Source organism: Aerococcaceae bacterium DSM 111021, from assembly GCA_020112395.1.
In the GTDB taxonomy this organism is placed as follows: Bacteria; Bacillota; Bacilli; order Lactobacillales; family Aerococcaceae; genus Ruoffia.
This window is the reverse complement of sequence record JACCEK010000001.1, coordinates 403,627-429,992: the sequence shown is the minus strand read 5'-3', so window position 1 is coordinate 429,992 and position 26,366 is coordinate 403,627. Positions and strand designations below refer to the sequence as shown.

The 26,366-nt window shown below is 34.5% G+C and carries 25 protein-coding genes; 24 read left to right on the top strand and 1 reads right to left on the bottom strand.

Annotation, left to right across the window (positions count from 1 at the left end; translation table 11 throughout):
• Positions 1-79: 79 nt before the first annotated feature.
• Together HYQ40_02040 and HYQ40_02035 are read left to right on the top strand one after the other, a co-directional pair.
• Complete coding sequence (locus HYQ40_02040; GenBank protein MBZ6526541.1) at positions 80-1,768, top strand: ribonuclease J; 1,689 nt, start codon at positions 80-82, stop codon at positions 1,766-1,768.
• Between the two features lie 11 nt (positions 1,769-1,779).
• Positions 1,780-2,379: an energy-coupled thiamine transporter ThiT gene (locus HYQ40_02035; GenBank protein ID MBZ6526540.1), complete on the top strand. Its 600-nt coding sequence runs from the start codon at positions 1,780-1,782 to the stop codon at positions 2,377-2,379.
• A gap of 120 nt (positions 2,380-2,499) precedes the next feature.
• On the opposite strand, the gene HYQ40_02030 is transcribed toward HYQ40_02035, so the two are convergent.
• The gene (locus HYQ40_02030) at positions 2,500-2,838 is read right to left on the bottom strand and encodes a hypothetical protein (GenBank protein ID MBZ6526539.1); all 339 of its coding nucleotides are present in this window, start codon (positions 2,836-2,838) and stop codon (positions 2,500-2,502) included.
• A 175-nt stretch (positions 2,839-3,013) separates the two neighbouring features.
• On the opposite strand from HYQ40_02030, the gene HYQ40_02025 reads away from it, so the two are divergent.
• From HYQ40_02025 to HYQ40_01920, 22 genes are all read left to right on the top strand, one after another.
• Positions 3,014-3,997, top strand: a complete 984-nt coding sequence (locus HYQ40_02025) for an LCP family protein (protein MBZ6526538.1) — start codon at positions 3,014-3,016, stop codon at positions 3,995-3,997.
• A gap of 97 nt (positions 3,998-4,094) precedes the next feature.
• Positions 4,095-4,727, top strand: a complete 633-nt coding sequence (gene gmk / locus HYQ40_02020; protein ID MBZ6526537.1) for a guanylate kinase — start codon at positions 4,095-4,097, stop codon at positions 4,725-4,727.
• 6 nt (positions 4,728-4,733) lie between these two features.
• The gene (locus HYQ40_02015; protein MBZ6526536.1) at positions 4,734-4,931 is read left to right on the top strand and encodes a DNA-directed RNA polymerase subunit omega; all 198 of its coding nucleotides are present in this window, start codon (positions 4,734-4,736) and stop codon (positions 4,929-4,931) included.
• An 85-nt stretch (positions 4,932-5,016) separates the two neighbouring features.
• The gene (gene priA, locus HYQ40_02010; GenBank protein MBZ6526535.1) at positions 5,017-7,434 is read left to right on the top strand and encodes a primosomal protein N'; all 2,418 of its coding nucleotides are present in this window, start codon (positions 5,017-5,019) and stop codon (positions 7,432-7,434) included.
• Between the two features lie 13 nt (positions 7,435-7,447).
• Positions 7,448-8,404 (top strand): methionyl-tRNA formyltransferase, encoded by a 957-nt coding sequence (locus tag HYQ40_02005; GenBank protein ID MBZ6526534.1) that lies wholly within the window; start codon positions 7,448-7,450, stop codon positions 8,402-8,404.
• Positions 8,405-8,420: 16 nt separating this feature from the next.
• Positions 8,421-9,800, top strand: a complete 1,380-nt coding sequence (gene rsmB / locus HYQ40_02000; protein ID MBZ6526533.1) for a 16S rRNA (cytosine(967)-C(5))-methyltransferase RsmB — start codon at positions 8,421-8,423, stop codon at positions 9,798-9,800.
• 24 nt (positions 9,801-9,824) lie between these two features.
• Positions 9,825-10,589 (top strand): Stp1/IreP family PP2C-type Ser/Thr phosphatase, encoded by a 765-nt coding sequence (locus tag HYQ40_01995; GenBank protein MBZ6526532.1) that lies wholly within the window; start codon positions 9,825-9,827, stop codon positions 10,587-10,589.
• A complete protein-coding gene (pknB, locus tag HYQ40_01990) occupies positions 10,586-12,571 on the top strand; it encodes a Stk1 family PASTA domain-containing Ser/Thr kinase (GenBank protein MBZ6526531.1) in 1,986 nt (661 codons plus the stop codon). The genes HYQ40_01995 and pknB overlap by 4 nt, the downstream gene beginning before the upstream one ends.
• A 61-nt stretch (positions 12,572-12,632) precedes the next feature.
• Positions 12,633-13,553, top strand: coding sequence for a ribosome small subunit-dependent GTPase A (rsgA, locus tag HYQ40_01985; GenBank protein ID MBZ6526530.1), 921 nt, complete (start codon positions 12,633-12,635; stop codon positions 13,551-13,553).
• Positions 13,554-13,567: 14 nt separating this feature from the next.
• Entirely contained in the window at positions 13,568-14,209 is a 642-nt protein-coding gene (locus tag HYQ40_01980; GenBank protein MBZ6526529.1) for a ribulose-phosphate 3-epimerase, read from the top strand.
• Between the two features lie 9 nt (positions 14,210-14,218).
• Positions 14,219-14,905, top strand: coding sequence for a thiamine diphosphokinase (locus HYQ40_01975; protein MBZ6526528.1), 687 nt, complete (start codon positions 14,219-14,221; stop codon positions 14,903-14,905).
• A 15-nt stretch (positions 14,906-14,920) separates the two neighbouring features.
• Complete coding sequence (locus tag HYQ40_01970) at positions 14,921-15,877, top strand: hypothetical protein (GenBank protein ID MBZ6526527.1); 957 nt, start codon at positions 14,921-14,923, stop codon at positions 15,875-15,877.
• A gap of 204 nt (positions 15,878-16,081) precedes the next feature.
• On the top strand, positions 16,082-16,270 hold the full coding sequence (locus HYQ40_01965; GenBank protein MBZ6526526.1) for a 50S ribosomal protein L28: 189 nt from the start codon (positions 16,082-16,084) through the stop codon (positions 16,268-16,270).
• Positions 16,271-16,471: 201 nt separating this feature from the next.
• On the top strand, positions 16,472-16,828 hold the full coding sequence (locus HYQ40_01960) for an Asp23/Gls24 family envelope stress response protein (protein MBZ6526525.1): 357 nt from the start codon (positions 16,472-16,474) through the stop codon (positions 16,826-16,828).
• 34 nt (positions 16,829-16,862) lie between these two features.
• Positions 16,863-18,536, top strand: a complete 1,674-nt coding sequence (locus HYQ40_01955; GenBank protein ID MBZ6526524.1) for a DAK2 domain-containing protein — start codon at positions 16,863-16,865, stop codon at positions 18,534-18,536.
• Positions 18,537-18,612: 76 nt separating this feature from the next.
• Entirely contained in the window at positions 18,613-20,655 is a 2,043-nt protein-coding gene (gene recG, locus HYQ40_01950) for an ATP-dependent DNA helicase RecG (GenBank protein MBZ6526523.1), read from the top strand.
• Positions 20,656-20,691: 36 nt separating this feature from the next.
• On the top strand, positions 20,692-21,687 hold the full coding sequence (plsX, locus tag HYQ40_01945) for a phosphate acyltransferase PlsX (protein ID MBZ6526522.1): 996 nt from the start codon (positions 20,692-20,694) through the stop codon (positions 21,685-21,687).
• Between the two features lie 172 nt (positions 21,688-21,859).
• Positions 21,860-22,099, top strand: coding sequence for an acyl carrier protein (gene acpP, locus HYQ40_01940; GenBank protein ID MBZ6526521.1), 240 nt, complete (start codon positions 21,860-21,862; stop codon positions 22,097-22,099).
• A 93-nt stretch (positions 22,100-22,192) separates the two neighbouring features.
• The gene (locus HYQ40_01935; protein MBZ6526520.1) at positions 22,193-23,206 is read left to right on the top strand and encodes an ABC transporter ATP-binding protein; all 1,014 of its coding nucleotides are present in this window, start codon (positions 22,193-22,195) and stop codon (positions 23,204-23,206) included.
• Positions 23,206-24,165, top strand: coding sequence for an ABC transporter ATP-binding protein (locus tag HYQ40_01930; protein ID MBZ6526519.1), 960 nt, complete (start codon positions 23,206-23,208; stop codon positions 24,163-24,165). The genes HYQ40_01935 and HYQ40_01930 overlap by 1 nt, the downstream gene beginning before the upstream one ends.
• Before the next feature lie 4 nt (positions 24,166-24,169).
• Positions 24,170-25,132 carry an ABC transporter permease gene (locus HYQ40_01925; protein MBZ6526518.1) on the top strand — a complete coding sequence of 321 codons (963 nt, stop codon included), beginning with the start codon at positions 24,170-24,172 and terminating at the stop codon, positions 25,130-25,132.
• A gap of 17 nt (positions 25,133-25,149) precedes the next feature.
• Positions 25,150-26,112 (top strand): ABC transporter permease, encoded by a 963-nt coding sequence (locus tag HYQ40_01920; protein MBZ6526517.1) that lies wholly within the window; start codon positions 25,150-25,152, stop codon positions 26,110-26,112.
• Positions 26,113-26,366 lie beyond the last annotated feature (254 nt).

Below are 26,366 nucleotides of genomic sequence, written 5' to 3'. Positions count from 1 at the left end.
TTTTTATTTTATTCGTATCTGTGATATAATATGTTAAGTATATTAACAAAATGAAATTAATTTAATAAAGAGGTGTCAAATGAGTACAATAAAAATAATCCCGCTAGGTGGGGTGCGTGAAGAAGGTAAAAATCTTTACGTCGTAGAAGTAAACGAGTCAATCTTTGTGCTGGATTGCGGACTAGTCTTTCCAGAAGAAGAATTACTTGGTATCGACGCAGTAATTCCAGACTTTACATATTTAATAGAAAAGAAAGATCAAATCGTAGGGATTTTCCTAACGCATGGTCATGATGATGCAATGGGTGCATTGCCATATTTATTAGACAAGATAAATGCGCCAGTATTCGGAACGGAATTAACAATTGAGTTAGCTACTATATCAGCCAAAGCTCAAGGATTACATCAACACATTGAGAATTTTTTCAAAATTGATGAAGATGTAGAGATAGAATTTGAAGATGCAACAGTAAGCTTTTTCAGAACAACACATACTATTCCTGGTTCACTTGGTATTGTAGTTTCAACAGATGAAGGATCAATTGTTTATACAGGTGATTTCAAGTTTGATCCAAGTTCATCAGAGCAATATAGTACTAATTATGGACGACTAACTGATATTGGAGAAGCAGGCGTTTTAGCTTTACTAAGCGACTCTGCTGATGCAGAAAACCCTATCCAATCAGTGAGTGATAAAAAGATTACAGCAGATATGACCGAAGTTTTCCGCAATGAGAATGGTCGAGTGATTGTTGCTTCAATTGGAAGTAATATTGCTCGAATCCAACAGCTGCTTTATGCAGCCAAAGATTCTGGAAGAACTATTTTCTTAGCTGACGACCAATTGTATAAGATTGTAGACATCGCGATTCAATTAAACAAAATTGAAATTCCAAGTAAAGATGTTATTGGTCAAGTCAAAGACTTAAGTAATACACCTGACAATGAAATCATTGTATTAGAAACAGGGGATGTTGGAGAACCGATTAAAAACGTTCAGTTAATGGCAACTAATCGTCATTCATTAATTAATATTAAAGAAGATGATTTAGTTTACTTAGCGACTACTCCATCGACAGCAATGGAGACAGTTATTGCTAAAACAAAAGATATGATTTATAAAGCTGGTGGAACTGTAAAAACAGTAACGGACAACTTTAAAACATCTGGTCATGCGAGTCAAACAGACTTAAAGATGATGATGAACTTCATTAAACCTAAATATATTATTCCAGTTAATGGGGAATCAAGAATGTTAGCGGCTCATGCGAGTTTAGCTAATGAAGTTGGTTATGAGCAAAATCAAATTTTCCTTCCTTATATTGGGGATGTTATTGAATATAACAATGGCAAGATGACAATGACTGCACAAGTACCTGCTGGAAATGTTCTAGTCGATGGTATTGGTGTTGGAGATATCGGTAATGTAGTCTTACGAGATCGTCGTATTTTAAGTGAAGATGGTATTTTTGTAGTCGTAGCTACGATATCACGACGGTTAGGTCGTGTACTAGTTGGTCCACAAATAACATCACGTGGGTTTGTTTATATGAAGACTAGTATCGATTTGATCGAAGCGTGTTCTGATATGACACTTGATATTTTAGATGATCATCTAAAAGGTGAAAATTTTGATTGGAGTGAACTGAAGGGTGATCTTCGAGAAAAAATTGGTAAATACTTGTACAAAGAAACTCAACGTCGTCCAGTTGTATTACCGATAATTATGGAAGCTTCTAATTATCAACCTAATAAAGAAGAAAAATAGGGAGGTATAGAATGAATCAGCGTACAAGAAGTATTCTTATGGATAGTTTATTTGCAATTGTTCTTAGCTTAATCTTAGCAGTTGCATCACAATATGTTAGCTCATTCGTACCAGGCGATTATATAGGGATAGCCATGTTGCCATTAGTTTGGCTAGCTTACCGTTTTGGCTCACCAACAGCAATTTTATCTGCTTTACTTGCTGGGTTAATAATTGGTTTTACAAGGCAGGGAATGACGAATTGGTTAGCAATCATACTTGAAGAAGTGTTGCCGCTACTTTCAGTTGCCTTTGCTGGGTTATTCGCCAAATACACTCAAAAAACACTTAACAACCGAAGATATTCATCAATGTACTTAAATATCTTTACGGGCTCATTGTTATCGACAGTTGGCTTTATGGTTATAAGATTTTGGTTATCACCTTTAGCTTTAAACGAGATTCCCTTACTACAGATTAGTGGATGGGAATTCTGGTTAAGTTTAGCGGTAATTTGGTTAGTTATTGCTGTGGTTATTGTTATTATGGCACGAGCAAATCCAAAGTTAATTATTCCTAAACGAACTAAGTATTTGTCACGTAAGGAAACATCATCTTTATTGAATGATTAATTAATATTTTTTGTGTTGGTGATTTTATATCACCAGCACATTTTTATTACAATGAATTAAAAAGAACAAGACCACCAAATGGTTGCGGGGATTGTGCAATCATTTGGTGGTCTATTGTTTCTAAATAGCGTTGGCAGACGCTGTTAGAATTTGTTCTAAGGATAATAAGTAAGATCGCTTTGAGTTCAATTCGCTAATTGCAATGCGACGGTTATGCTGTACAGTTGATACAACTATAGCTAAAATCGTTTTTTGTTCGATATTATGATTATTAGTGTAGTATTCAAACGTAATTTCAATTGGTTCTAACGTTACATAATGTTGATGTAATAGCTTCTCTACTTCATATAAAGGCATAATAATGCGTTTATCTTTATTAAGTTGATTGTGTGTAAAAGGTTTGAAGAAGCGTTGAACTGTATATGAAAGGTTAGAATTTGGTTTAATAGGTAATTCCATTAATGTCACTCCTTTTGACGAACAAGTGTTTGTGTTAATAGTATACGAACAAATGTTCTTTTTGTCAATGTTATTTTATAAGATGCAAAAAATAGTTTAATTTTAATAGAGTTTGAAATAAAAAGACTAAAGTAATACAATAGATAAACAAGAATGAAGAGTGAGAGGTTAATTTATGAGCAAAAACAACAAGTCTCGTCGGAACATCCATCAAAAAAGAAGAAAACCTAAGAAAAGAAAAAGAGGTTGTTTAATATTCTTTATCATAATAATTGTCTTATTGCTAGTTATAGGTGGAATTGCAGCATATTTCTATAATAATGTTACGAGCACCGTAGATGTTATTCAACAAAGTAGACCAGAAGAACAAGTGAATTTACGTGATGAGCTAGAATCTGATGTAAGTAGAATTCAAAATAATGAACCGTTTTCGATTTTGATTCTTGGTGTCGAACCAGAAACAGAAGGTAGTATAGAAGAAGGGCAATCAGATATCATGATAGTTGCTACTGTTAATCCAGAAAAAGAAAGTATGGTCATGACGAATATTCCAGGTAATTTATTAACAGAGATTTCGGGACAAGATTCGGAAAACAAAATTAGTAAAGCGTATGAACTAGGAGGAATATCTACAGCGGTTAATACTACTCAAGAGTTACTTCAAGTACCTATTGATTACACGTTGACGGTTAACTTAAATGGTATCTCTGATATTATTAATGCATTGGGTGAGGTAACGGTTACTTCAACTGCCACATTCGATCAAAATGGCTATAGTTTCGTTGAAGGTCAAACATATACAATGGATGGAGAAATGGCATTAGCTTATATCGGCGATATAGATGAAGCGATTCAATCAACTCAAAGACAAGATAGAGCTAGACAAGTAGTAAGTTCAATTGTGCCTCAATTAAGTCAGATTAATTCAATAACAAGTATTCCTAAATTACTAGGAAGTTTAAACGGTAATGTATTAACGAATCTTTCGTTTAAAGATATTCAAACCATTGCTATGGATTATCGTCACATCATTACAGATGTTGAGGCGATTCAATTAAAAGGTAACGCTGAGGAAATTGATGGTGTAAATTACGAAGTTCTAGATAGTGATACTCTATCAACGTTACAAGATCAATTACAAGCAGAATTAGAACAATAAAAGAAACTGATGAAATATCTTGATTTTATTTCAAGAATTATCAAGATATGTTATGATGGTACTTATAGACATATAGAGTTTTATTTTGGAGGTAAATATGAGTGACACAAGAGGTTTATTAATTGTATTATCTGGCCCGTCCGGAGTAGGAAAAGGAACAGTAAGGGCTGCAATTTTTAAGAACAATATATATAATTATGTATATTCAGTATCAGCTACGACTCGCCAAATGAGACCAGGTGAAGTAGATGGTGTCGATTATTACTTTACCTCACGTGAGGAGTTTGAGGAATTAATAGAAGAAGATGCATTGCTTGAACATGCAGAATATGTTGGGAATTATTATGGAACGCCTATCCGAGCTATCGAGGATAACTTGTCTAAAGGCTACGATGTTTTTTTAGAGATTGAAGTTCAAGGAGCGATGAAAGTTAGAGAAAGAATGCCCGATGGTATATTTATTTTTCTAGCTCCACCAAATCTGAATGAATTAGAATCTAGAATCACAGGTCGCGGTACTGATAATCAAGAAATTATTTATGAACGTATGCAAAAAGCTCGTGAAGAGATTGATATGATGAAACATTACGACTATGTAGTTGTTAATGACGAAGTCGATTGTGCAGTCAACAAAGTAAATGGTATAATACAAAGTGAGCATTTAAAAGTTTCTAGAGTAGTAGATCAAATTAAATTACAAATACATAATTATTTTCAAAAAGGGGAGTAATCAATTATGATGTTATATCCGTCAGTTGATAAATTAGTCGAACAAGTACCATCAAAATATAGCTTAATCATCTTAGCTAGTAAACGAGCACATGAAATGCAATTACATAAACATGAGATGTTAGATTCATATGAAGCTATCAAACCAGTAGGAAGAGCGTTAGAAGAAGTTGTTTCTGGCGACTTACAAATCAAAGAACAATAAAATCGAAGCTACTATGAAAGAATTTATAATACTTTCATGGTAGTTTTTTGTCATAAGAAACAAATTATTTCAAGGAGGGGAAAGAATGATAGTGAAAGTAGTTGTTGATATACCTGCTAAACAGGTGAATCGCTCATTTGATTATGCGGTTCCGTTAGACTGGGAATCAGCAATCAAACTAGGTAGCCGAGTTCAAGTACCTTTCGGTAATATGAAGCGAACTGGGTTTGTAGTAGATATCGTTCAAGACACAGAGTTCAACGGCAAACTCAAACCCATTCACGCCATCATGGATTATGATGTATTCTTAAATGATGAATTGATAGAACTAAGTGATTACTTAGCCAACTATCTTCAATGTTTCAGAATATCAGTGCTGCAAGCTATGTTACCGAGTTTGCTAAAGGCGAAATATAACGCAGTTACAATAATACACGATCCAGCCCAGTTTAAAGAGAGAGTGGGAGATTGGTATCAGAATCAAGCCACAATCGATCGAAAAGATTTAGAAGATAGAGTTTCACCGAATGTTATCAGTCAATTGAAAAAAGATAATATTATATCAATTGATTATAGAGTGATAGATCAAACAACTCAAAAGACAAAAACAATGATTAAACCAAATTTGAATAAAGATGAATTTATTAAAACATTAGAAACTATCAATAAAAGAAGTTTTAAACAAAAAGCTATTTTAGAATACTTTATAAATCATGATGCTATAGAAAGTATTGAAAAAAGTGTGTTAATGAATGAATTACAACTTTCAAATGCAACAATAAGATCAGCAATTGAAAAAGAATGGATAACAACACAAGAAGAAGTTGTATACCGTGATCCACTAAAAGATTTAGACTTTCAAGCAAGTAAGTCAAAAATACTATTACCTGAGCAACAAAATGCTTATGATGTGATTAGTAAAAGTGTGGATGCTAGAAAACCTGATACATATCTAATCGAAGGTGTTACAGGAAGTGGGAAAACGGAGATATACTTACAGTTAATGGATAGAGCTTTAAAACATGGGAAGTCTGCTTTATTGCTTGTTCCAGAAATTTCATTAACACCACAAATGGTGGAGCGAGTTGTAAGTCGGTTTCAAACAGGAGTTGCAGTTTTACATTCTGGTTTATCGATAACCGAAAAATATGATGAATGGCAACGTATTATTAAAGGTGAGGCAAAAATTGTTGTAGGTGCTAGATCGTCTATTTTTGCGCCCATAGAAAATATTGGAATCATCATCATAGATGAAGAACATGAAACAACATATAAACAATCCGATAATCCCCGTTACCATGCTAGAGACGTAGCTATTTGGCGTAGCAAGTATCACAACGCCCCACTAATTCTTGGTAGTGCCACACCTTCGTTAGAGAGTCGAGCACGAGCTCAAGTTGGAAATTATCATTTGATACACTTAGAGACAAGAGTCAATCAGAAGCCAATGCCACCAGTGGAAATTATTGATATGACTCAGGTCACATTGAGAGCAACGGCAAATGAATTATCTCCCGAGCTTATTGAGAAAATACAAGATCGTTTGGACAAAAATGAACAAATTGTTCTGTTACAAAACCGACGGGGTTATGCATCATACTTACTTTGCCGTGAATGTGGATTTATTATGCAATGTCCTCGATGTGACATTTCATTAACGTATCATAAATTCGATAATCAAATGAAATGCCACTATTGTGATTATTATGAACCCTTACCATCTAATTGTCCAAGTTGTCAATCTGCTCATATTCGAACACACGGTATCGGTACTCAAAAAGTTGCTGAAACCTTGGAAGAGATTTTCCCCGAAGCAAGAGTTACTCGAATGGATAATGACACAACACGAAGAAAAGGTCAGCATCAAAAGTTGTTAGCCGAGTTTTCTTCAGGACGATCGAATATTCTTCTTGGAACTCAAATGATTGCAAAAGGGCTAGATTTTGAAAATGTAACCCTAGTTGGAGTTATTAATGCTGATACAGCGCTGAATCTACCTGATTTTAGAGCGAGTGAAAGAACATTCCAATTATTAACTCAAGTAAGCGGGCGGACAGGACGAGGGCGATTGGCTGGGGAAGTTGTGATACAAACATACAATCCGGAACATTATGTCATTCAATTTGCTCAAACCCATGATTATGAGAATTTTTTCCGTTTTGAGATGAAAAGACGACATTTGACAAATTACCCACCATATTATTTTACTACTTTGGTGACAGTGTCGAGTAAGCATCAAGGGAAAGCAAGCCAGATGGCATATGATTTAAAAGCAAAATTATATAACCCTGTCCTTGAAAAGAAGGAACAATTGTATATTATTGGGCCAAACCGCAATAATATCGCTAAAATTAATAATTATTACTATTTTAATTTACTTATAAAATATAAAGATAAAACAACGATTCAAAAGCAATTAGACGATATATTAAATGACACACAGCACAAAGCGACACAAGGTGTATATGTGAATATTGATCACGAACCACAGTACTTTAGTTAGAAAGGATATTTAAATGCATAAAATTATATTTATGGGAACACCCAACTTTGCCGTCGAAGTACTAGACGGATTAGTTAAAAATCCAGACCTTGAGGTTGTTGCAGTTGTTACGCAACCAGACAGGCCTGTCGGGCGTAAAAAAGTTTTAAAGCCAACGCCTGTGAAAGAATTAGCGCTTGAACATGACATAAAAGTCTTCCAACCTGAAAAAATAAGAGGGTCAGTAGAAGTTGAAGAGTTGAAAGCATTAAATGCTGATTTGATTATTACAGCGGCATATGGTCAATTTGTACCTGTTGATTTAATTGAAGCACCTAAATATGGTGCGATTAATGTCCATGCGTCTTTATTACCCAAATACCGTGGTGGTGCACCAATCCATTACGCTATTTGGAATGGAGATAAAGAGACAGGAATTTCAATTATTTATATGACTAAGAAGATGGATGCTGGAGATATTCTATCTCAACATGCAATTGAAATTAAAGCCACAGATGATGTAGGTGGGTTGTTTGAGTCCCTAGCAGTTATAGGGAAAGAATTACTATTAGAGACACTACCAGCATTATTTGACGGTACCATTCAAGCAACACCTCAGGTCGAGGAAGAAGTTGTATTCTCACCAACAATTAGTAAAGAACAAGAACAAATTGATTGGAGTCTTACTGCTCAAGAAGTTGATAATCACGTCCGGGCGTTTAGACCATTCCCCTCAACTTATACAATCTTAGACGGAAATCGCGTTAAGATTTGGGGTGGGAAGCCTGTAAACTACCTAGGTAATACGGTTGAGATTGGTAAAGTAGTAGCAGTCGAGAATAATATGATTATTGTTCAATGTGGCAATGAAACATATTATGGAATAAATGAATGGCAAGAAAGTGGAAAAAAACGACTTTCAATTGAACAATGGTTGAATGGAAATAAGCCAGAGGATATAATAGATAGCGTATTCGAAAATAAAAAATGATAGGAGGAACGAGTCTTTGAAAATTAAACAACGAAGTAAAAAACAATTAATAAAAAATTTACGTTGGCACTCACTCGTTCTACTCGATAAAATTGAAAATCAAAATGAATTTTCAAATGTAGCGATAGACGATTTTTTAAAAAATACTCCTTTGGATGAACGTGACAATCGATTAGTCGTACAAATTGTATACGGGGTTATTCAAAATAAATTAACGATTGATTATTATTTAGCTCCTTATGTATCAGGTAAAAAACTTGATGACTGGGTATTGACTCTATTAAGAGCATCTGTATATCAATTGGTATACTTAGACCGGATCCCGAGTCATGCTGTAGTTAATGAGGCAGTTCAAATTGCTAAAACTAACGGCCATGGTGGAGTTGGGAACTTTGTTAATGCGATATTACGCCGATTTACTAGAACAGAACGTTTAGATATTGATGATATTGAGAATAAAACAGAACGATTAAGTGTAAAATACAGTATAAGTCCATGGATTGTAGATTACTTCTTAAAGCATCAAACAGCTCAAGAAGTGAATGAACTATTAGAGAGTTTACAACAAGTTCCATTTGTGTCTGCAAGAGTAAATACAAACAAAAAGTCTAGAAAAGAAGTTATGGAATCACTTTATAGTGAAGGATTCGACACTCTAGAAAGTGAAATTTCAACAGTTGGAATTAGATCTGTTAATGGTAATTTAATTCATTCCACTGCTTTTAAAGAAGGTTGGCTTACAATACAAGATGAATCATCTATGTTAGTAGCGCCACTAGGGCATATAAGTGGGGATGAAAAAATTCTAGATGCATGTTCTGCACCTGGAGGAAAAGCCACGCATATTGCTACGTTATTAGAGACGGGTCATCTGACTGCATTAGATCTTTCAGAACCCAAAATAAAGCGAGTCAACGAACATATGGAACGTTTAGGCCTATCTGAAAGAGTCACATTGAAAGTAGAAGATGCAAAAAAACATGAAGCATCTGATGGTCAATTATATGACACGATTTACTTAGATGCACCGTGCTCTGGGTTAGGTCTAATGAGACGTAAACCAGAAATTAAATATGATAAGACCTACCAAGACGTAAAAGATTTATCACAAATACAAACAGATTTAATTAATCATGTATCTACATTATTAAAACCAGGTGGAAAAATCATTTACAGTACTTGTACAATGTCTTATGAGGAAAATGAAGAAATTGTAAACTCTTTTTTAGAAACACATAACAATTTCATGCAGAGCCCTATTACAACTGAACATGATAATGTAAATGCTGATTTGATAACTGATGAAGGTAATATTCGAGTATGGCCACAACAATTTCAAACTGATGGATTTTTTATCTCTCGTTTAGTTAAAAAAGACACAGAAGATGTTGATTAGTGCAAGAAAAAAAGAGGTGAAACGATGCAAATATCGCTCCATTCGAGCGTAGGTAAACAACGTAAGTCAAATCAAGATTATGCTGACTATTATAAATCAGATTATAATCAATATTTATTTGTCTTATGTGATGGAGTTGGCGGTCATCAAGCAGGTGAAGTCGCTAGTGAACTTACGACAAAATATTTAGGTGAGCAATTTAAACTACTCACTAAAGAGTTAACAAAAGAAGATGCATCTCAATGGATTGGACAGGCTATTGAAGATGTTAATACTTATCTATATGAAGAATCATTAAAAAATAGACAGCTTGAAGGTATGGGAACAACGTTAGTTGTTTCATTAATTACAAATGAATTTGTCTTAATTGCGCACGTTGGGGATAGTCGTGCTTATGTCTTCAATGACGGGGAATTAATTCAAAAAACAGAAGATCACTCTTTAGTGAATGAATTAATCCGATCTGGTGAGATAACGGAAGAAGAAGGGAATCTTCATCCTCAACGTAATGTTGTTACTCAATCAATCGGAGTGACACCAGATGTAGGTTATGAGTTGTTAGAATTACCACTTGAAGAAGTGGAAAATCTTATGCTTTGTTCAGATGGATTGACTAATATGGTTAGTCACCAAGAAATTGTAGGTTTTTTCCAACAATCCGAAGATGTTGAGCAACTAGCTGTATCATTAATCAATGCTGCAAATGAAGCAGGTGGTCGAGATAATATAACGATTATTATTGTCGGCGATGTAGCTTCGTTAAGTATTGAGGATGGTGAGATGGCATGATAGATATTAACTCTAAACTATCCGGTCGCTATATCATCAATCAACTCGTTGGTTCTGGTGGAATGGCGAATGTCTATTTAGCCAGAGACTTAATATTGGATAGAGATGTCGCTGTAAAAGTTTTACGGTTTGACTTCCAAGATAATCAAGATGCAATTCGACGATTTCAACGTGAAGCAATGGCAGCAAGTCAATTATTACATCACAATGTTGTTGAAGTTTACGATGTAGACGAAGAAGAAGGGCAACAATACATTGTTATGGAATATGTTAAAGGAAATGATTTAAAAACATTTATCCGTGAGAAATCACCTGTATCATTGGAATTGGCAGTAAACATTATGTCACAAATTCTATCAGCGATTGATATAGCTCATAGACATAACATCATTCACCGTGATATCAAACCACAAAATATATTAATAACTGAAAATAATGAAGTGAAAATTACTGACTTTGGTATAGCGGTTGTGTTATCAGATACATCATTAACCCAAACGAATACATTGCTAGGCTCAGTTCATTATCTGTCACCAGAACAAGCAAGAGGCGGTAGTGCAACAGTTAAATCTGATATCTATGCCCTAGGTGTTGTTTTGTACGAGCTAATAACAGGAGAAGTACCATATGACGGTGAGTCAGCAGTTTCCGTCGCATTAAAACATTTTCAGGAAGAATTTCCGCGTGTTAAAGAACACTTGGATTACGTTCCACAAAGTTTAGAAAATGTTGTAATGAGAGCTACAGCGAAATCATTAGAACACCGTTATAGTTCAGTCCAAGAAATGTTAAATGATTTGAGCACAAGTCTAAGTGTTAATCGAATGAACGAACAACGATTCGATCCAGAAACTGATATTGAAGATACATTAATAATGACTCCTATTAAGCCTATTAGCACTGCGAGTCAGACGTTATCGAGTGTTGAGGTTAAGGAAGATTTTCAAGATGATGAAATTCTTCAATACGATGAATTGCCACCGATATCTAGACCTAAGCGTCTTCGAAAACTGATTACGCAAGTATCTATTGTCTTAATAGTGCTTTTATTAGCATTTGGTGCATATGCACTATATAATCAAACAATTCGTTATGTAACAGTTCCAGATGTTGAGGATTTATCTCAAGCTGAAGCAATTGAGCTTCTTCAAGAAGAAAATATAGCGGTTGAAAATGTTATTAATAATTGGCATGACACTGTGATACAAGGTAATGTCATTGGAACAGATCCTGAAACTGGTGAAAGAATTGAAAGAAATTCATCAGTGAATTTAGTAGTTAGTAGTGGCGTAGAACAAGTTCAAATTAGTGATTATGTTGGTCAAAACTATGAACCGATACGCCAAATGCTCATAGAAGCCGGGTTTATTGTTGAACGGCAAGATTTGTTTACAAATGATGCGTCACAAACCGGTACAATAATGGCACAAAGTCTTGAGCCAGGTACACGAGTTGTTCCAGGAGAAACGCCAATTACTATGACTGTAGGAAGTTATTCAGAATCAAGTACGATGCAAGACTTCTATAACTTATCTTTAGATATGGTTCAGTCTTTTGCCGATGGGTATGGTTTAACTGTAGACATTGGATATGAATACAGTGAGTTTATTCCCGAAGGGCAAGTCATTAGTCAATCTCCGGAAAGCGGTACGTCATTGTATCCTGGAGATGTCATTTCAGTTGTTGTTTCGATGGGGCAAGAGGAAGAAGAGATATATTCATCTTTGACTCCAGTTTACATTGAATACTTACCAACTTATGAAGACAATGATGAAGAGCAGGAAACACCTTTACCTAATACTATCCAAGTATTTATTGGTGATGAGAACAATAATATTACTGATGTGGCTGAAGAATTTGAGATTACTAAGTCACAGTTAATCGAATTAACTTTATATATTTCCTCTAATGGTACGGGTCAATATCGTATACTAAGGAATGGTGAGGTATATGAAGAAAGCAATAATGTTATACCACAGTAGTTGTTTCAAGGTTAAATCTTTCTTACTGGAGGATTTAACCTTTTTTTAAAAGGAGGGTTTTATGCAAAAGAAAAAAGGTGTTATATATCAATCAATTAGTGGGTTTTATTATGTCTGGTCAGAGAATAAAAGCTTTGCAACAAAACCAAAAGGCTTGTTCAGACACAAAAATGAAAAACCATTAGTGGGTGACGAAGTAATCATTGAAATTGACGTAAATGATAGTCAATCTGAAAGTCGTCTCATTGAAATATTACCAAGAGAAAATGAGTTAGTTAGACCGAGCATTTCAAATGTAGATTATTCTATGATTGTAACGTCCTTAGTGGAACCAGATTTTTCGTATAATTTATTAGATTATTTCCTTGTATCGATTGAGTCTAATCATATCGAGCCGATAATTCTATTATCGAAATATGATTTATTAGTTGAAGCTTTGGGGCAAGAAAAAGCAGATGAAAAAGTTAACAATATAAAAAAAGTTTACTCACCAGCTGGGTATACAGTTGTTACTTTAAATAACGATGATTCAGACATAGAGAAAATCAAAAATCTTATAGAAAATGGCTTGTACGTAATAATGGGTCAATCCGGAGTTGGGAAATCAACTTTGCTAAACTTATTATTACCTGAAGCTAATATTGAGACAGGCATTATAAGTGAAGCACTAAATCGAGGGAAACATACGACAAGAGAAGTTACATTATACCCATTCAACAATGGATTTTTAGCCGATACACCAGGATTCAGTGCAATTGATTTCCCGGATATTGAAAAATCAGATTTAAGATTCTATTTTCCAGAGATAACACAAGCAGGGGAGGCCTGTAAATTTCGCTCTTGCTTGCATTTAAATGAACCGGGTTGTAATGTTAAGAATGAAGTTGAAAATGGTGTGATTGCAGAAAGTCGTTATAATAATTATGTACAAATAGTAGAGCGAATTGAGCAAAGAAAACCCATTTATAAAAAGAAAAAATAATAGGGGGATTATATATGAGAGTAGCACCATCAATTTTAAGTGCAGATTTTAGCAAATTAGGCGATGATTTGTTGGATATTGTGGAACATGGCGCAGATTATATTCATATTGATATGATGGATGGTAATTTCGTGCCGAATATTTCGTTTGGACCTATGGTTATGAAATCAATTCGCCATTTAACAGATAAGACATTTGATTGTCATTTGATGATCGATGAGCCAGAACGTTACATTGATTTTGTTGCAGAATCTGGAGCTGATATTATTTCGGTTCATGTAGAAGCAACCAATCATATTCATCGAGTGATTCAACAAATCAAACAAACTGGTACTAAAGCAGGAGTTGTTATTAATCCTGGAACACCTGTAGAAGCGATAAAGTCAGTTTTATCTGACGTTGACTTAGTATTAGTCATGACGGTAAACCCAGGATTTGGTGGGCAAACGTTTATACCGTCTAGTTTAAACAAGATTAAGCAATTAAAGGAATTACGTAGTGAGTTTAATTATCATTATGAGATTGAAGTAGATGGTGGCATTAATGACGATACAGGTCAAAAATGCATAGAAGCAGGAGCTGATGTACTGGTCGCAGGTTCTTATATCTTCAATCATAATAATCGTAAGGAAGCTATAGATTCGTTAAGAAATTAAGGTGTTAAAATGCAGAATGTAGAAAATCAAAAGGTTGTTGTATGTGGAGGCGCTGCTAACCCAGCGTTAAAAGAGATACCAAAATATGTTCAACAGAATAAAACGTATTATATTGGTGTAGATGCTGGTAGTTTGCAATTAATTAAAGCAGGCTATCAATTAGATTATGCCGTGGGTGACTTTGATTCCGTAACTGAAGAGGAGTTTCAACTAATTAAAGAAAATACCAGTCAAATTATTAAACATCCAGCACAAAAAGATGATACTGATATGGAATTAGCTTTAGAAATCGTTCAATCTAAGTATCCTGGTATAGACTGTTTCATCTTTGGAGGAATCGGAGAAACCAAAGGGCGATTAGATCATATGCTAGCGAATATTTGGATGGTTTATCAGCCAAGATTCAAACAAAGTGTCAGTCAAATAAAATTCATCGAGAAAGATCATGTTTTTCAGTTTTATTTTGCTGGACTACATACAATTAGTGCTGATACGTTGATGCCAGACTACTTATCAATTATAACTTTAACAGCGGTCAAAGAATTGAGTATTGAGAATGCTATTTATAATTTAGAGCCGACAGACATACCATATCCGCGGGCACTAATTAGTAATGAGTTTATTGACGAAAATCATCCAGTTATAATCTCATTTAAAGAAGGGCTTGTCTTAGTTTTAAGAGTAAATGAGAGATAGTAAGGAGCTATAAATATGTCAAAACCAATTATTGCAATCTATGCTATTACAAAAGAATGGCAATTGGAAGAAATTAAAGATACAGCGAAAGGCTATGTAGTTAAAACGAAGGAAGAAATACATTCAGAAGACATTAAAAATATCGAAATTGTATACGGTTGGAGTTCACAACTTAATGAAAATGAATCGAAATTATCACAATTAAAATGGGTACAAAAAGATACAGCTGGCCTTGATGCGATACCAGAAGATGTACGAAATAATGAGAATATTTTAATTTCGAATATGAGTGGTGTTCACGCTGTTCCAATTACTGAAAATATTTTCGGATATTTATTAGGTGTTGCTAGAGGTATTATTCCTGGGATAAAAAGTCAATCAAATAACCAATGGGATAAACATATTATGACAAATATGTTTTCCTTGAAAGATAAAAAAATACTTGTTTATGGAACAGGGGCTATTGGCAAAGAAATCGCACGAACTTCTAATTTTTTCGGAATGAAGACTTATGGTGTTAATTCAAACGGTCGTAGCATTCAGTATTTTGATAATACTTATACAATGGAAAGTAGTATCGAAGTACTCGAAGAAGTTGATTTTGTTATTAATGCATTACCGTTAACAAAAGCGAGCAAATCTTACTTTGATAACAATATTTTCACTGTCATGAAAAAATCAGCTTATTTCATTAACATTGGTCGTGGAGAGTCGGTAAATGATAATGATTTAATGGAAGTACTTGAAGATGATAAAATAGCAGGAGCATATCTAGATGTAACTTCTCCTGAACCACTTCCAGAATCATCCAAGTTATGGCAAACCAAAAACTTAGTCATTACACCTCATGTATCAGGAAATGTGGAACATTTTAGAGATATGATTTATCCTATTTTTAAAGAGAATCTGGATAGTTATTTAGAAAACGGGACACTTGTTAGAAATGAGTATAATAAGAAAAAAGGTTATTAATTAAAAAGCGATTAGATATAAGTAATTGGTATAAAAGTACCTTGACTTATAACTATGGATATACTAATATATTTTCTTGGAAACAAAACCGCTTTAACTATGAATAATATTGAAAAATTCTTGCATAAGAATGAATAATATGATAAATTAATACGGTATGAAAAAGCAGAGACACAGCTCCTGCAAGAAATGGAGGAAATACTAATGGCTAAAGAATGTTACTTTACAGGACGTAAAACAAGATCTGGTAACAATCGTTCGCACGCAATGAACGCAAGCAAACGTAGTTTTGGTGCTAACTTACAAAAAGTACGCATCATGGTAGACGGCGAGCCTAAGAAAGTTTGGGTTTCTGCACGTGCATTAAAATCAGGTAAAGTTGAACGTGTTTAATCTCGTTATATTATTTAAATAAGCTAATTTGCTATGAGCAAGTTAGCTTTTTTATTTGTAATCGGAAGTTAAATGGAACGATATTTAATATATAATTCAAATCTCTTGTCAAACAGTATCAGATTGGTAATATCAATTTAAGTGAATAATAGCAATGTTTATGATAAAATAACTAAGATATAAACAATAGGAGGAGATTATATGGCAATAAATATTCCAACCCCAAATGGACAAATCACATTAAGCAACGAAGTTATCGCAACAGTTGTAGGTGCAGCAGTTACCGATAATTACGGTGTCGTAGGGATGGTAAGTAAAAGTTTCTTTCGTGATAATATAATAGAGATTTTACGTAGAGAGAATTTTGCCAAAGGTGTAGTTCTTTCCCAAAATGGTAATCAAGTTGCAGTTGATGTATATATACTTGTATCTTATGGAACAAAAATATCCGTTATCTGCCAAAATATTCAAGAAACAGTAAAATATAATGTCGAACGTTTACTAGGCTTCACACTAGATTTTGTGAATGTTCACGTTCAAGGAGTAAAAGTTGACTAATAATACAGTTGACTAGCTATAAGGAGGACGAAAGTTGGAACTTACTAAGTTAACGGCACCAGAATTTCAATCAATGATTATCGCTGGAGCAGATCGTTTAACAAAGAATGTTGACTTAATCAATTCACTTAATGTATTCCCTGTACCAGATGGAGATACAGGAACGAATATGAATATGTCATTTATTTCGGGTGTCGAAAAATTAAAAGAGAATTCTTCTAAACATGTTGGAGAATCAAGTACAGCATTAGCCAAAGGATTATTGATGGGTGCTCGAGGAAACTCAGGGGTTATCTTGTCACAGATATTCCGCGGCTTTTCTAAAGCGATTGAAGATCAAGAGAATGTTGATTCAAAATACTTTGTAAAAGCATTTGCTGGTGGAGTAGAATCAGCTTATAAAGCAGTAATGAAACCTGTTGAAGGTACTATTTTAACAGTTGCTCGTGAATCAGCTTTAGCTGGTGAAAGAGCAGCAAAAAATACGACTGACATAATTGAAATTATGCGTGCAATCGTAAAAGGAGCAAGTATTGCTCTTGATAAAACAACAGAGATGTTACCTGTACTTAAACAGGTTGGTGTAGTTGATAGTGGAGGGAAAGGTTTACTCTGTATATATGAAGGTTTCCTTTCAAGCTTAACAGGTGAAGTAATCATTTCTGAAGACCATTCTAAGAAGTCAGATGCGCACTCTCACGCAGTGTTTGAAGAGACAAACGAACACCCAATGTCGATGGATGATATTACTTACGGTTACTGTACTGAAATCATGGTTCACATTGGACACGGTCCAACTGTTGAAAGAGAGTTTGACTATGATGAGTTCCGTAATATCTTAAATGAAAAAGGTGACTCATTATTAGTTGTTTCTGATGAAGAAATAGCTAAAGTGCATATTCACACGGAAAATCCAGGTGAAATTATGCAGTTAGGTCAAGAATTTGGTGAGTTAATTAAGATCAAGGTTGATAATATGCGTGAACAGGTCCGTGAATTAGAAAATGCTAATGAAGCATTGTCTCACCAACAAACTGCAGCTGTAACGAATAAAGATTATGCAGTTATTGCAGTTGCTGCCGGTGAAGGAATGACTGAAATGCTGAAATCAATTGGTATTGATGTTGTTCTATCGGGTGGTCAGACAATGAATCCATCAACGCAAGATTTTGTTCAAGCGATGGAAGCTACACCTGCAGAACGTTATATTTTATTACCTAATAACAAAAACATTATAATGGCTGCTCAACAAGCGGTAGAAGTTATTGAAAAACCAGCTGTAGTTGTTCCGACAAGAACCGTACCTGAAGGAATCAGTGCAATATTTGCATTTGACGCTGAAGCTACTATAGAGGATAACCAATCAGCAATGAATGAAAACATCAAAATGGTTTCTACTGGTCAAATTACGTATGCTATTCGTGATACTAATCTTGATGGTGTTGAAATACTTAAAGATGAATTCATGGGTATTGTAGACGGGAAAATTATTTTATCTGAACCAGCTGTAGATCGTGCTTTATTTAATACATTAGATAATATGATTAATGATGAGAGCGAAATAGTTACAATCTTTATTGGTGATGGTGGTAAAGAAGAATTAGTTGACCAAATCATTAATGAATTAGAAGAAACATATGCTGATGTCGACTTTGAAGTGATTCAAGGTGACCAGCCAGTTTATGAATATATCATGTCTGTAGAATAATTTTTTAAAGGGGGAGAGGGGCATGTTGTCTCTTTTCCCTTTTTGTATATAAGTCATTATTTAAGAGGAGTTAATTATGGATCAATTAAATTGGAATGATACGATTAATAAACTTAATGGCGTTGGTCCAGTTGCAACGGATAAGTTTGCTTCATTAGGAGTCAGCACAATTAAAGATTTAATGTTTCATTTTCCTTTTCGGTATGAAGACTTGCAGGCACGTCCACTTGATTCGATATTAGATGGTGAGAACGTAACTTTAAAAGGCACGGTAGTTAGCCCACCAGTTGTTAACTACTTTGGAGGACGAAAGAGTCGATTAACTTTTCGTATTAGTTTAGATGAGCACAATATTATTAGTGCTTCATTTTTTAACCAACCTTATTTAGCCAAAACAATCGAGGTTGGTGAAGAAAAAGCAATATTTGGAAAATGGCAAAGTGATCGCCAAAACTTATTAGGTATGAGAATTATTAAGTTAAATGATTCAAATGGGGATTTTAATCCAGTTTATTCCTCAACAAAAGGCTTAAAACAACCACAAATTATTAAAGCGATTAAAACAGCATTTGAATCAAGCTTTGACTCTATTGACGAAGTGATTCCAGAAGATATCAATCATAAATATCGATTATTGCCTTTAAATAAAGCCTTATATCAAATGCATTTTCCGAAAAATGCACAAGAGTTTAAAGAAGCAGAGCGGAAAATAATTTTTCAGGAGTTCTTTTTGTATCAATGGCGTTTGCAAACGACAATGCAACAATCGCAAAAAGATAACGGCGTTCGAGTACTCTATGATAATCATGATTTAAAAGAAATTATTACAGAGCTACCCTATCAATTAACTGATGCACAGAAAAAAGCTGTTAATGAGATTTGTTATGACCTATTGGCTCCATATCCTATGCGTAGGATGCTTCAAGGTGATGTTGGGAGTGGTAAGACATTAGTTGCATTCATGGGCATGATGGCGGCTATTTTGGCTGGATATCAAGCAGTCTTAATGGTTCCTACTGAAATACTTGCTAAACAACATGTCGCAAATTTTAATCGCATATTTGAACCGATGGGTTATCATGCAGAAATTTTAGTAAGTGCTATGAAAGCCAAGGAAAAGAAGTTAGTGTTAGATGGAATATCAAGTGGGAGAATTCGAATTATAATCGGTACGCACGCCTTGATACAACCAGCTGTTACATATAAACAACTTGGGATAGCTATCATCGATGAGCAGCATCGTTTTGGAGTAGATCAAAGGCATGCTTTGATGGAGAAAGTCCAAGCGAAAGAAACACTGAATATATTACAAATGACTGCAACGCCAATTCCTCGTTCATTAGCGCAAACTTTATACGGAGATATGACTGTTTCAACTATCGATCAATTACCTAAAGGAAGAATTCCTATTGAAACTAAAATTGTCGATGAAGATAATATTGATATCCTTTATAATAAGATGGCTGTGGAATTGGGACAAGGACATCAGATATATTATGTTCTTCCAATTATTGATCAATCTGAACACCTTGAGCAAATTGAGAATGTAAATGCTATAAAAGAGAAGCTTTCTAATCGATTTCCTGAGTGGAACGTAGGTGCTTTACATGGACAGCTTAGTAAAGATGAACAACAACACGTTATGAATGAATATGAACAAAATTCAATTCAAATATTAGTTGCGACAACGATGGTTGAAGTTGGCGTAGATGTTCCTAATGCAACAATTATTGTTATTCATTCTGCTGAACGATTTGGATTAGCACAGTTACACCAACTAAGGGGACGGGTAGGACGAAGTAACTTACCAAGCTATTGTTACTTGATTGGGAAACCTACCACAGAACAAGGGAAAAAACGATTGGAAATTATGGAGCAAGAGTCCGATGGTTTTGTTATAAGTCAGGAAGATATGAAAATTCGCGGTATGGGAGATATTTTAGGACTAGCACAAAGTGGTATACCTCAATTTAAGTATGCTAACCTCATCGAAGACCAACATATTCATAACGTAGCAAAAGAAGAAGTGGTTTGGTATTTGAAAAACCCGTTAAAGATAGAAAACCAAGAAGTTGAAACAATTATTAATTGGTTGACAAATCAACAAATTAAAATTTAGTATGTAAGAACATAAAAAAGATAATGGAGGAAGAAAATGATAACAATCGCAATTGATGCCATGGGTGGCGACAATGCTCCGAAAGCCATTGTTGATGGAGCAAATTTAGCTATTAAAACGTTTAACGATATTCAAATTAATTTATACGGTGACAGAGAGAGTATAAATAAATACCTTATTGAGGATGAACGAATTAATGTGATTCACACTACTGAAATTGTAACGGGTGATGACGAACCTGTTAAAGCAATTCGACGAAAAAAAGATGCGTCTATGGTCGTTGCGGCTCGTGACGTTAAAGAAGGTAAGGCTGATGCATTGCTATCGGCAGGAAACACAGGAGCTTTATTAACTGCTGGTTTGTTAGTAGTAGGTCGGATTAAAAACATTGATCGTCCAGGCTTAATGCCAATTATTCCAACTGTTTCGAAAGAATCACCTCAAGTTATTTTGATGGATGCCGGTGCGAATGCAGAAGTAAAGCCTGAAAATTTAGAACAATTCACCGTTTTAGCGAATTTCTATTCAAAAAATGTACTTAATGTGACAAATCCTCGAATTGGATTGTTAAATAATGGTACAGAAGAAGGCAAAGGAAATACGATTACTAAAGAAGCGTTTGATTTAATTAAACAGCTAGATAATATAAACTTTATCGGCAATGTTGAAGCAAAATCAATCTTAACTGGAGAAGTAGATATTGTAATTACTGATGGATTCACTGGAAATGCAGTATTAAAAACATTAGAAGGTACAGTAAAAGGTATCGTCGGTTTATTACTTGATACGTTAAAAAACTCTGGCTTAAAAACTAAAATTGGTGCAGGTCTAATAAAGGATTCGTTGAAAACTACTTTTAGTGAGTTAGATGATACTAAACAGGGTGGAGCTGTTTTGCTTGGTGTGAAATCACCAGTCATTAAAGCACATGGCTCTTCAAATGATGAAGCTATATTTAATGCTATTCGACAAGCACGAACAGTTGTTAGTGCAAATGTTGTACAAGATGTTGTACAATATTTTGAAAATTAGAAAAAATTAATAAAGCCAGACGTCAGATGTATTGCATTGTAAATGAACTTTAGTACATATTTAAATGTGAAAGAAAATTATAATTATTTAGAAAAAATGATAGACAAATGAGACGATTATTTGTATCATGTTATATAATGTAAAATAGTTATAAAGATCGGAGGTGTATCAAGTGAGCGAAAATCAAGCTACTTTAAATATTGTAAGAGAAATGATCGTAGACAGATTTGGTGTACAAGAAGATAAGGTGAATGCAGAAATGACATTTGAGGATCTAGGAGCTGACTCATTAGATGTGGTTGAACTTGTTATGGAATTAGAAGATCACTTTAATATTCAATTTGATGATGAAAAGATTGAAGAGTTATCTACCATTGGAGACGCAGTTAGATACATCGATGAATTAAAATAGTTTAATCTGTACCAATATATTTATGAAAAACAACGCTGCTTGTTTTAAATGAGTGGTGTTTTTATTTTTTGTAAACGACACCGGAGGGAAATTATGGAAAGTAATAAGACTATATTGGAAATGAAAGATGTAGAAATCGGATTCCGTGTTAAAGATGATTACTATAATGCAGTTGATGGTGTGTCATTTACATTATCAAAGAATGAAAAATTAGCAATCGTTGGAGAATCTGGTTCTGGAAAAAGTACACTTGCAACTGCAATTGTTGGTCTTCATGATCCAAAGAATACAAAACAAACTGGGGAAATCAATTACAAAGGCAAAAACATATTAAATATGTCCGAAAGTGAATATCTAAAGATTCGTGGAGATGAGATTGGAATGATTTTCCAAGATCCGTTAGCATCATTAAATCCACTAATGACGATTGAGGCGCAAATCGAAGAGCCATTATTCTATCATACAAAGTTAAATAAACAGGAACGCCAAAATCGTATCATTGAATTGTTAGATCAAGTGGGAATTGCCAATCCAAAACGTATGGCGAAACAATACCCGCATGAACTGTCAGGTGGGATGAGACAGCGTGTTATTATTGCGATTGCATTAGCTTGTAAACCAGGTATTATCATTGCTGACGAGCCTACTACAGCGTTAGATGTAACAATTCAAGCTCAAATATTGGATTTATTAAATGAAATTCAAGAAGAGACTGAATCTGGAATTATTTTAATTACACATGATTTAGGGGTAGTAGCTGAAACAGCAGACCGTGTAGCAGTTATGTATGCGGGAGAATTTGTGGAAATTGCTACGGTTGAAGAGTTATTTAATAACCCTAAACATCCATACACAAGATCGTTATTACGATCAATTCCACAAGCAAATGATTTAGTAGATGACGAAACAGGAGAATTACATGTTATTCAAGGTGTCGTTCCTTCGATTACGAATCTACCTAGAGTAGGATGCCGATTCGCTCACCGTGTTCCTTGGATTAAAGAGGACGAACATGAGCATGATCCTAAATTACATGAAGTAGCAGAAAATCATTGGGTACGTTGTACTTGCCATGAAAACTTCTACTTTCCTGAGGAGGTTGAATAATGTCTGGATTAATAGAGATAAAAGACTTAAAAGTACATTATCCAATCCGTAGTGGTTTTCTTAATCGAGTAACAGATCATGTATATGCTGTGGATGGTGTAGACTTATCTTTCGAAGAAGGTAAAACATACGGATTAGTTGGTGAATCTGGTTCTGGTAAATCAACAATTGGTAAAGCAATTGTTGGCTTGGAAAAGATTACATCTGGTGAAATCTACTATGATGGAAAAGCGGTTTCTCAAGAAGCACGCAAACGCCGTTCAGAGTATCGTCAAAATGTTCAGATGATATTCCAAGATGCGATGTCAAGTTTTAACCCAAAGAAACGTATTGCTGATGTTCTTGCTGAGCCAATTCGTAATTTTACGAATATGACACCAGATGAAGAACGTCGTCGTATGATTGAACTATTAGATATTGTTGGATTAACTGAAGATGCTTTAACTAAGTATCCACACCAATTCTCTGGTGGGCAACGTCAACGTATTGGAGTGGCTAGAGCTGTTGCGATTAATCCTAAGTTAATCATTGCTGATGAGCCCGTATCCGCACTAGACTTATCAGTTCAAGCACAAGTATTAAACTTTATGAAACGAATTCAAGACGAATTTAACGTTAGTTATTTATTTATCTCACATGACCTTGGGGTTGTTAAACATATGTGTGATGAGATAGCAATTATGTATCGTGGTAGATTCACTGAATATGGAAACAAGGAAGATATTTATGAAAATCCACAACATATTTATACACGTCGTTTATTATCAGCTATTCCTCAAATCGATCCAAACCATCGTGACGAGCACAAGAAGAATCGCTTACGTGTAGAAAAAGAATATCAAGAGAATCAATCACGTTACTTTAGTGAAAAAGGTCGTGTTTATGACTTAAAACAAGTCTCTGATACTCATTCTGTTGCTTTAAATAATGTTAGTTCGACTTTAGAAGGAGGCGCTTAATACTATGTGGAAAACAATATTAAGACGTGTTGTTCTAATGATACCGCAAGTGCTAATCTTAAGTATTATTGTATTTATTCTAGGTGCGATGATGCCAGGGGATGCACTGACTGGATTAATTGATCCAACAATCTCTGCAGATCAAATTGAAGCAATGCGTGTACAATTAGGTTTAAATAAATCATGGCCAGAAAGATATATTGATTGGATGGGCGGAGCACTTCAAGGTGACTTCGGACGAAGCTGGGCACATCGAATGCCTGTAACTCAAATTATTAGTCAACGTATTGGGCCAACTTTATGGTTATCATTATTGACAGTTATTATTACTTATGGGATTGCTTTGCCATTAGGTCTATTATCAGGGCGATTCCAAAATTCATTTTTTGACCGTTCAGTAAACGTATATAACTTTGTTACGTATTCTGTACCAACATTTGTTTTAGGACTATTATTTATTTGGTTGTTTGGTTATACATTGGGTTGGTTCCCAACTCGTGGTACTGTAGGATCTGGAATTCAACCGGGTACGTTAGAATATATTGGATCAAGACTTTATCATATGATTCTTCCGGCATTCACGATGGGTGTCTTAAGTACGACAGGTATAATCCAGTACTTAAGAACCGGAGTTGTAGATGCTAAAACACAAGATTATGTTCGTACAGCTCGATCAAAAGGTGTACCAATGAGCAAAATTTATACGCGTCATATTTTTAGAAACTCAATGTTACCTATTGCGCAAAGTATGGGTTATACGTTAACAGGTTTAATATCAGGTGCAGTAATTACAGAGCAAATCTTTACATACCAAGGTATGGGACAATTGTTCATTTCATCAATTACTGGTCGTGACTTTACAGTTATGACAACACTAGTGTTATTATTTGGAGCTATGACCTTATTAGGGACATTGCTATCTGATATTATTATGATTTTTGTTGACCCACGTATTCGAATTAATTAGAAGGGAGGAATGTTTACATGGATAAAGAAGAAAAACAATTTAATAAAGATGATCAATTTATAAATGAAGAAGCCATAGACCAATCGGGAGAGTTAGCTCAAGCCGAAGGTGAAGCATTACCTCCTATGGGATTCGAGGTAATTAGACGTGAGTTTGCAAAAGATAAAGCGGCTATGGTAGCATTATTTATCTTTATTGCAATCATTCTTGTTGCTTTTATTGGTGCAATGATTGTAGATCATGACGCAGCAACTCGTGTAGATTTATTTAGTCGTTATGCTAAACCAGGTGAAAAAGGCTTTTTCCTTGGAGCTGAAGAAGGTGGACGTGATGTATTATCACTTTTAATCATTGGAACACGTAACAGTGTGTTCATTGGATTTACGGTAACGATTATTACATCTATTATTAGTATAGCTTTAGGTATTATAGCTGGTTATTATGGTGGATTTGTAGAGGATATAATGATGCGTATTGTTGATTTCATCATTATTTTACCGCCATTAGTACTAATTATCGTCATTGTAACGATTGTTCGACGATTCGATATGTGGTCACTAATAGCAATATTATCTGCACTAGGATGGGCCGGAGGAGTTCGACTGTTCCGTACATCTGCCTTGAGTGAAGCATCTAAGGATTATATAAGTGCATCCAAAACGATGGGAACACCAGACTGGAAAATCATGTACTTAGAATTAATGCCTAACTTAAGTTCATTAATTATCACAAACTTAACTTTAAGCCTTTCAGGTAATATTGGTATTGAAACAGGTCTGACTTTCTTAGGTTTCGGCTTACCATCTGAGACGCCAAGTTTAGGGACTTTAATTGCTGCTGCTAATAATCCAGATGTTATTCAAAATAAAGTCTGGGTATGGTTACCGGCAGTCTGTGTTATCTTAGCTTTAATGTTAAGTATTAACTACATGGGACAAGCTTTCCAACGTGTTGCTGATTCTAGACAACGTATAGGATAAGAATTTAATAGATATTTTTAAACCGAGCGAAAATTTTTGCTCGGTTTTTTTATTTAAAATTTTCTTAGAGAGGATGTGTATAACATTACAAAAGTAATGTAAATTATGAGAAAGATATTTTAATAAACAGGTCAATAAAACGCTATAGATAATAAAAAATATTGATTAAATATGAATATAAATATATAAAATATTACTGTGATTATAATTTAATTAAAATAATTATAAGGCTATAAGAATCGTTTGAAACTATG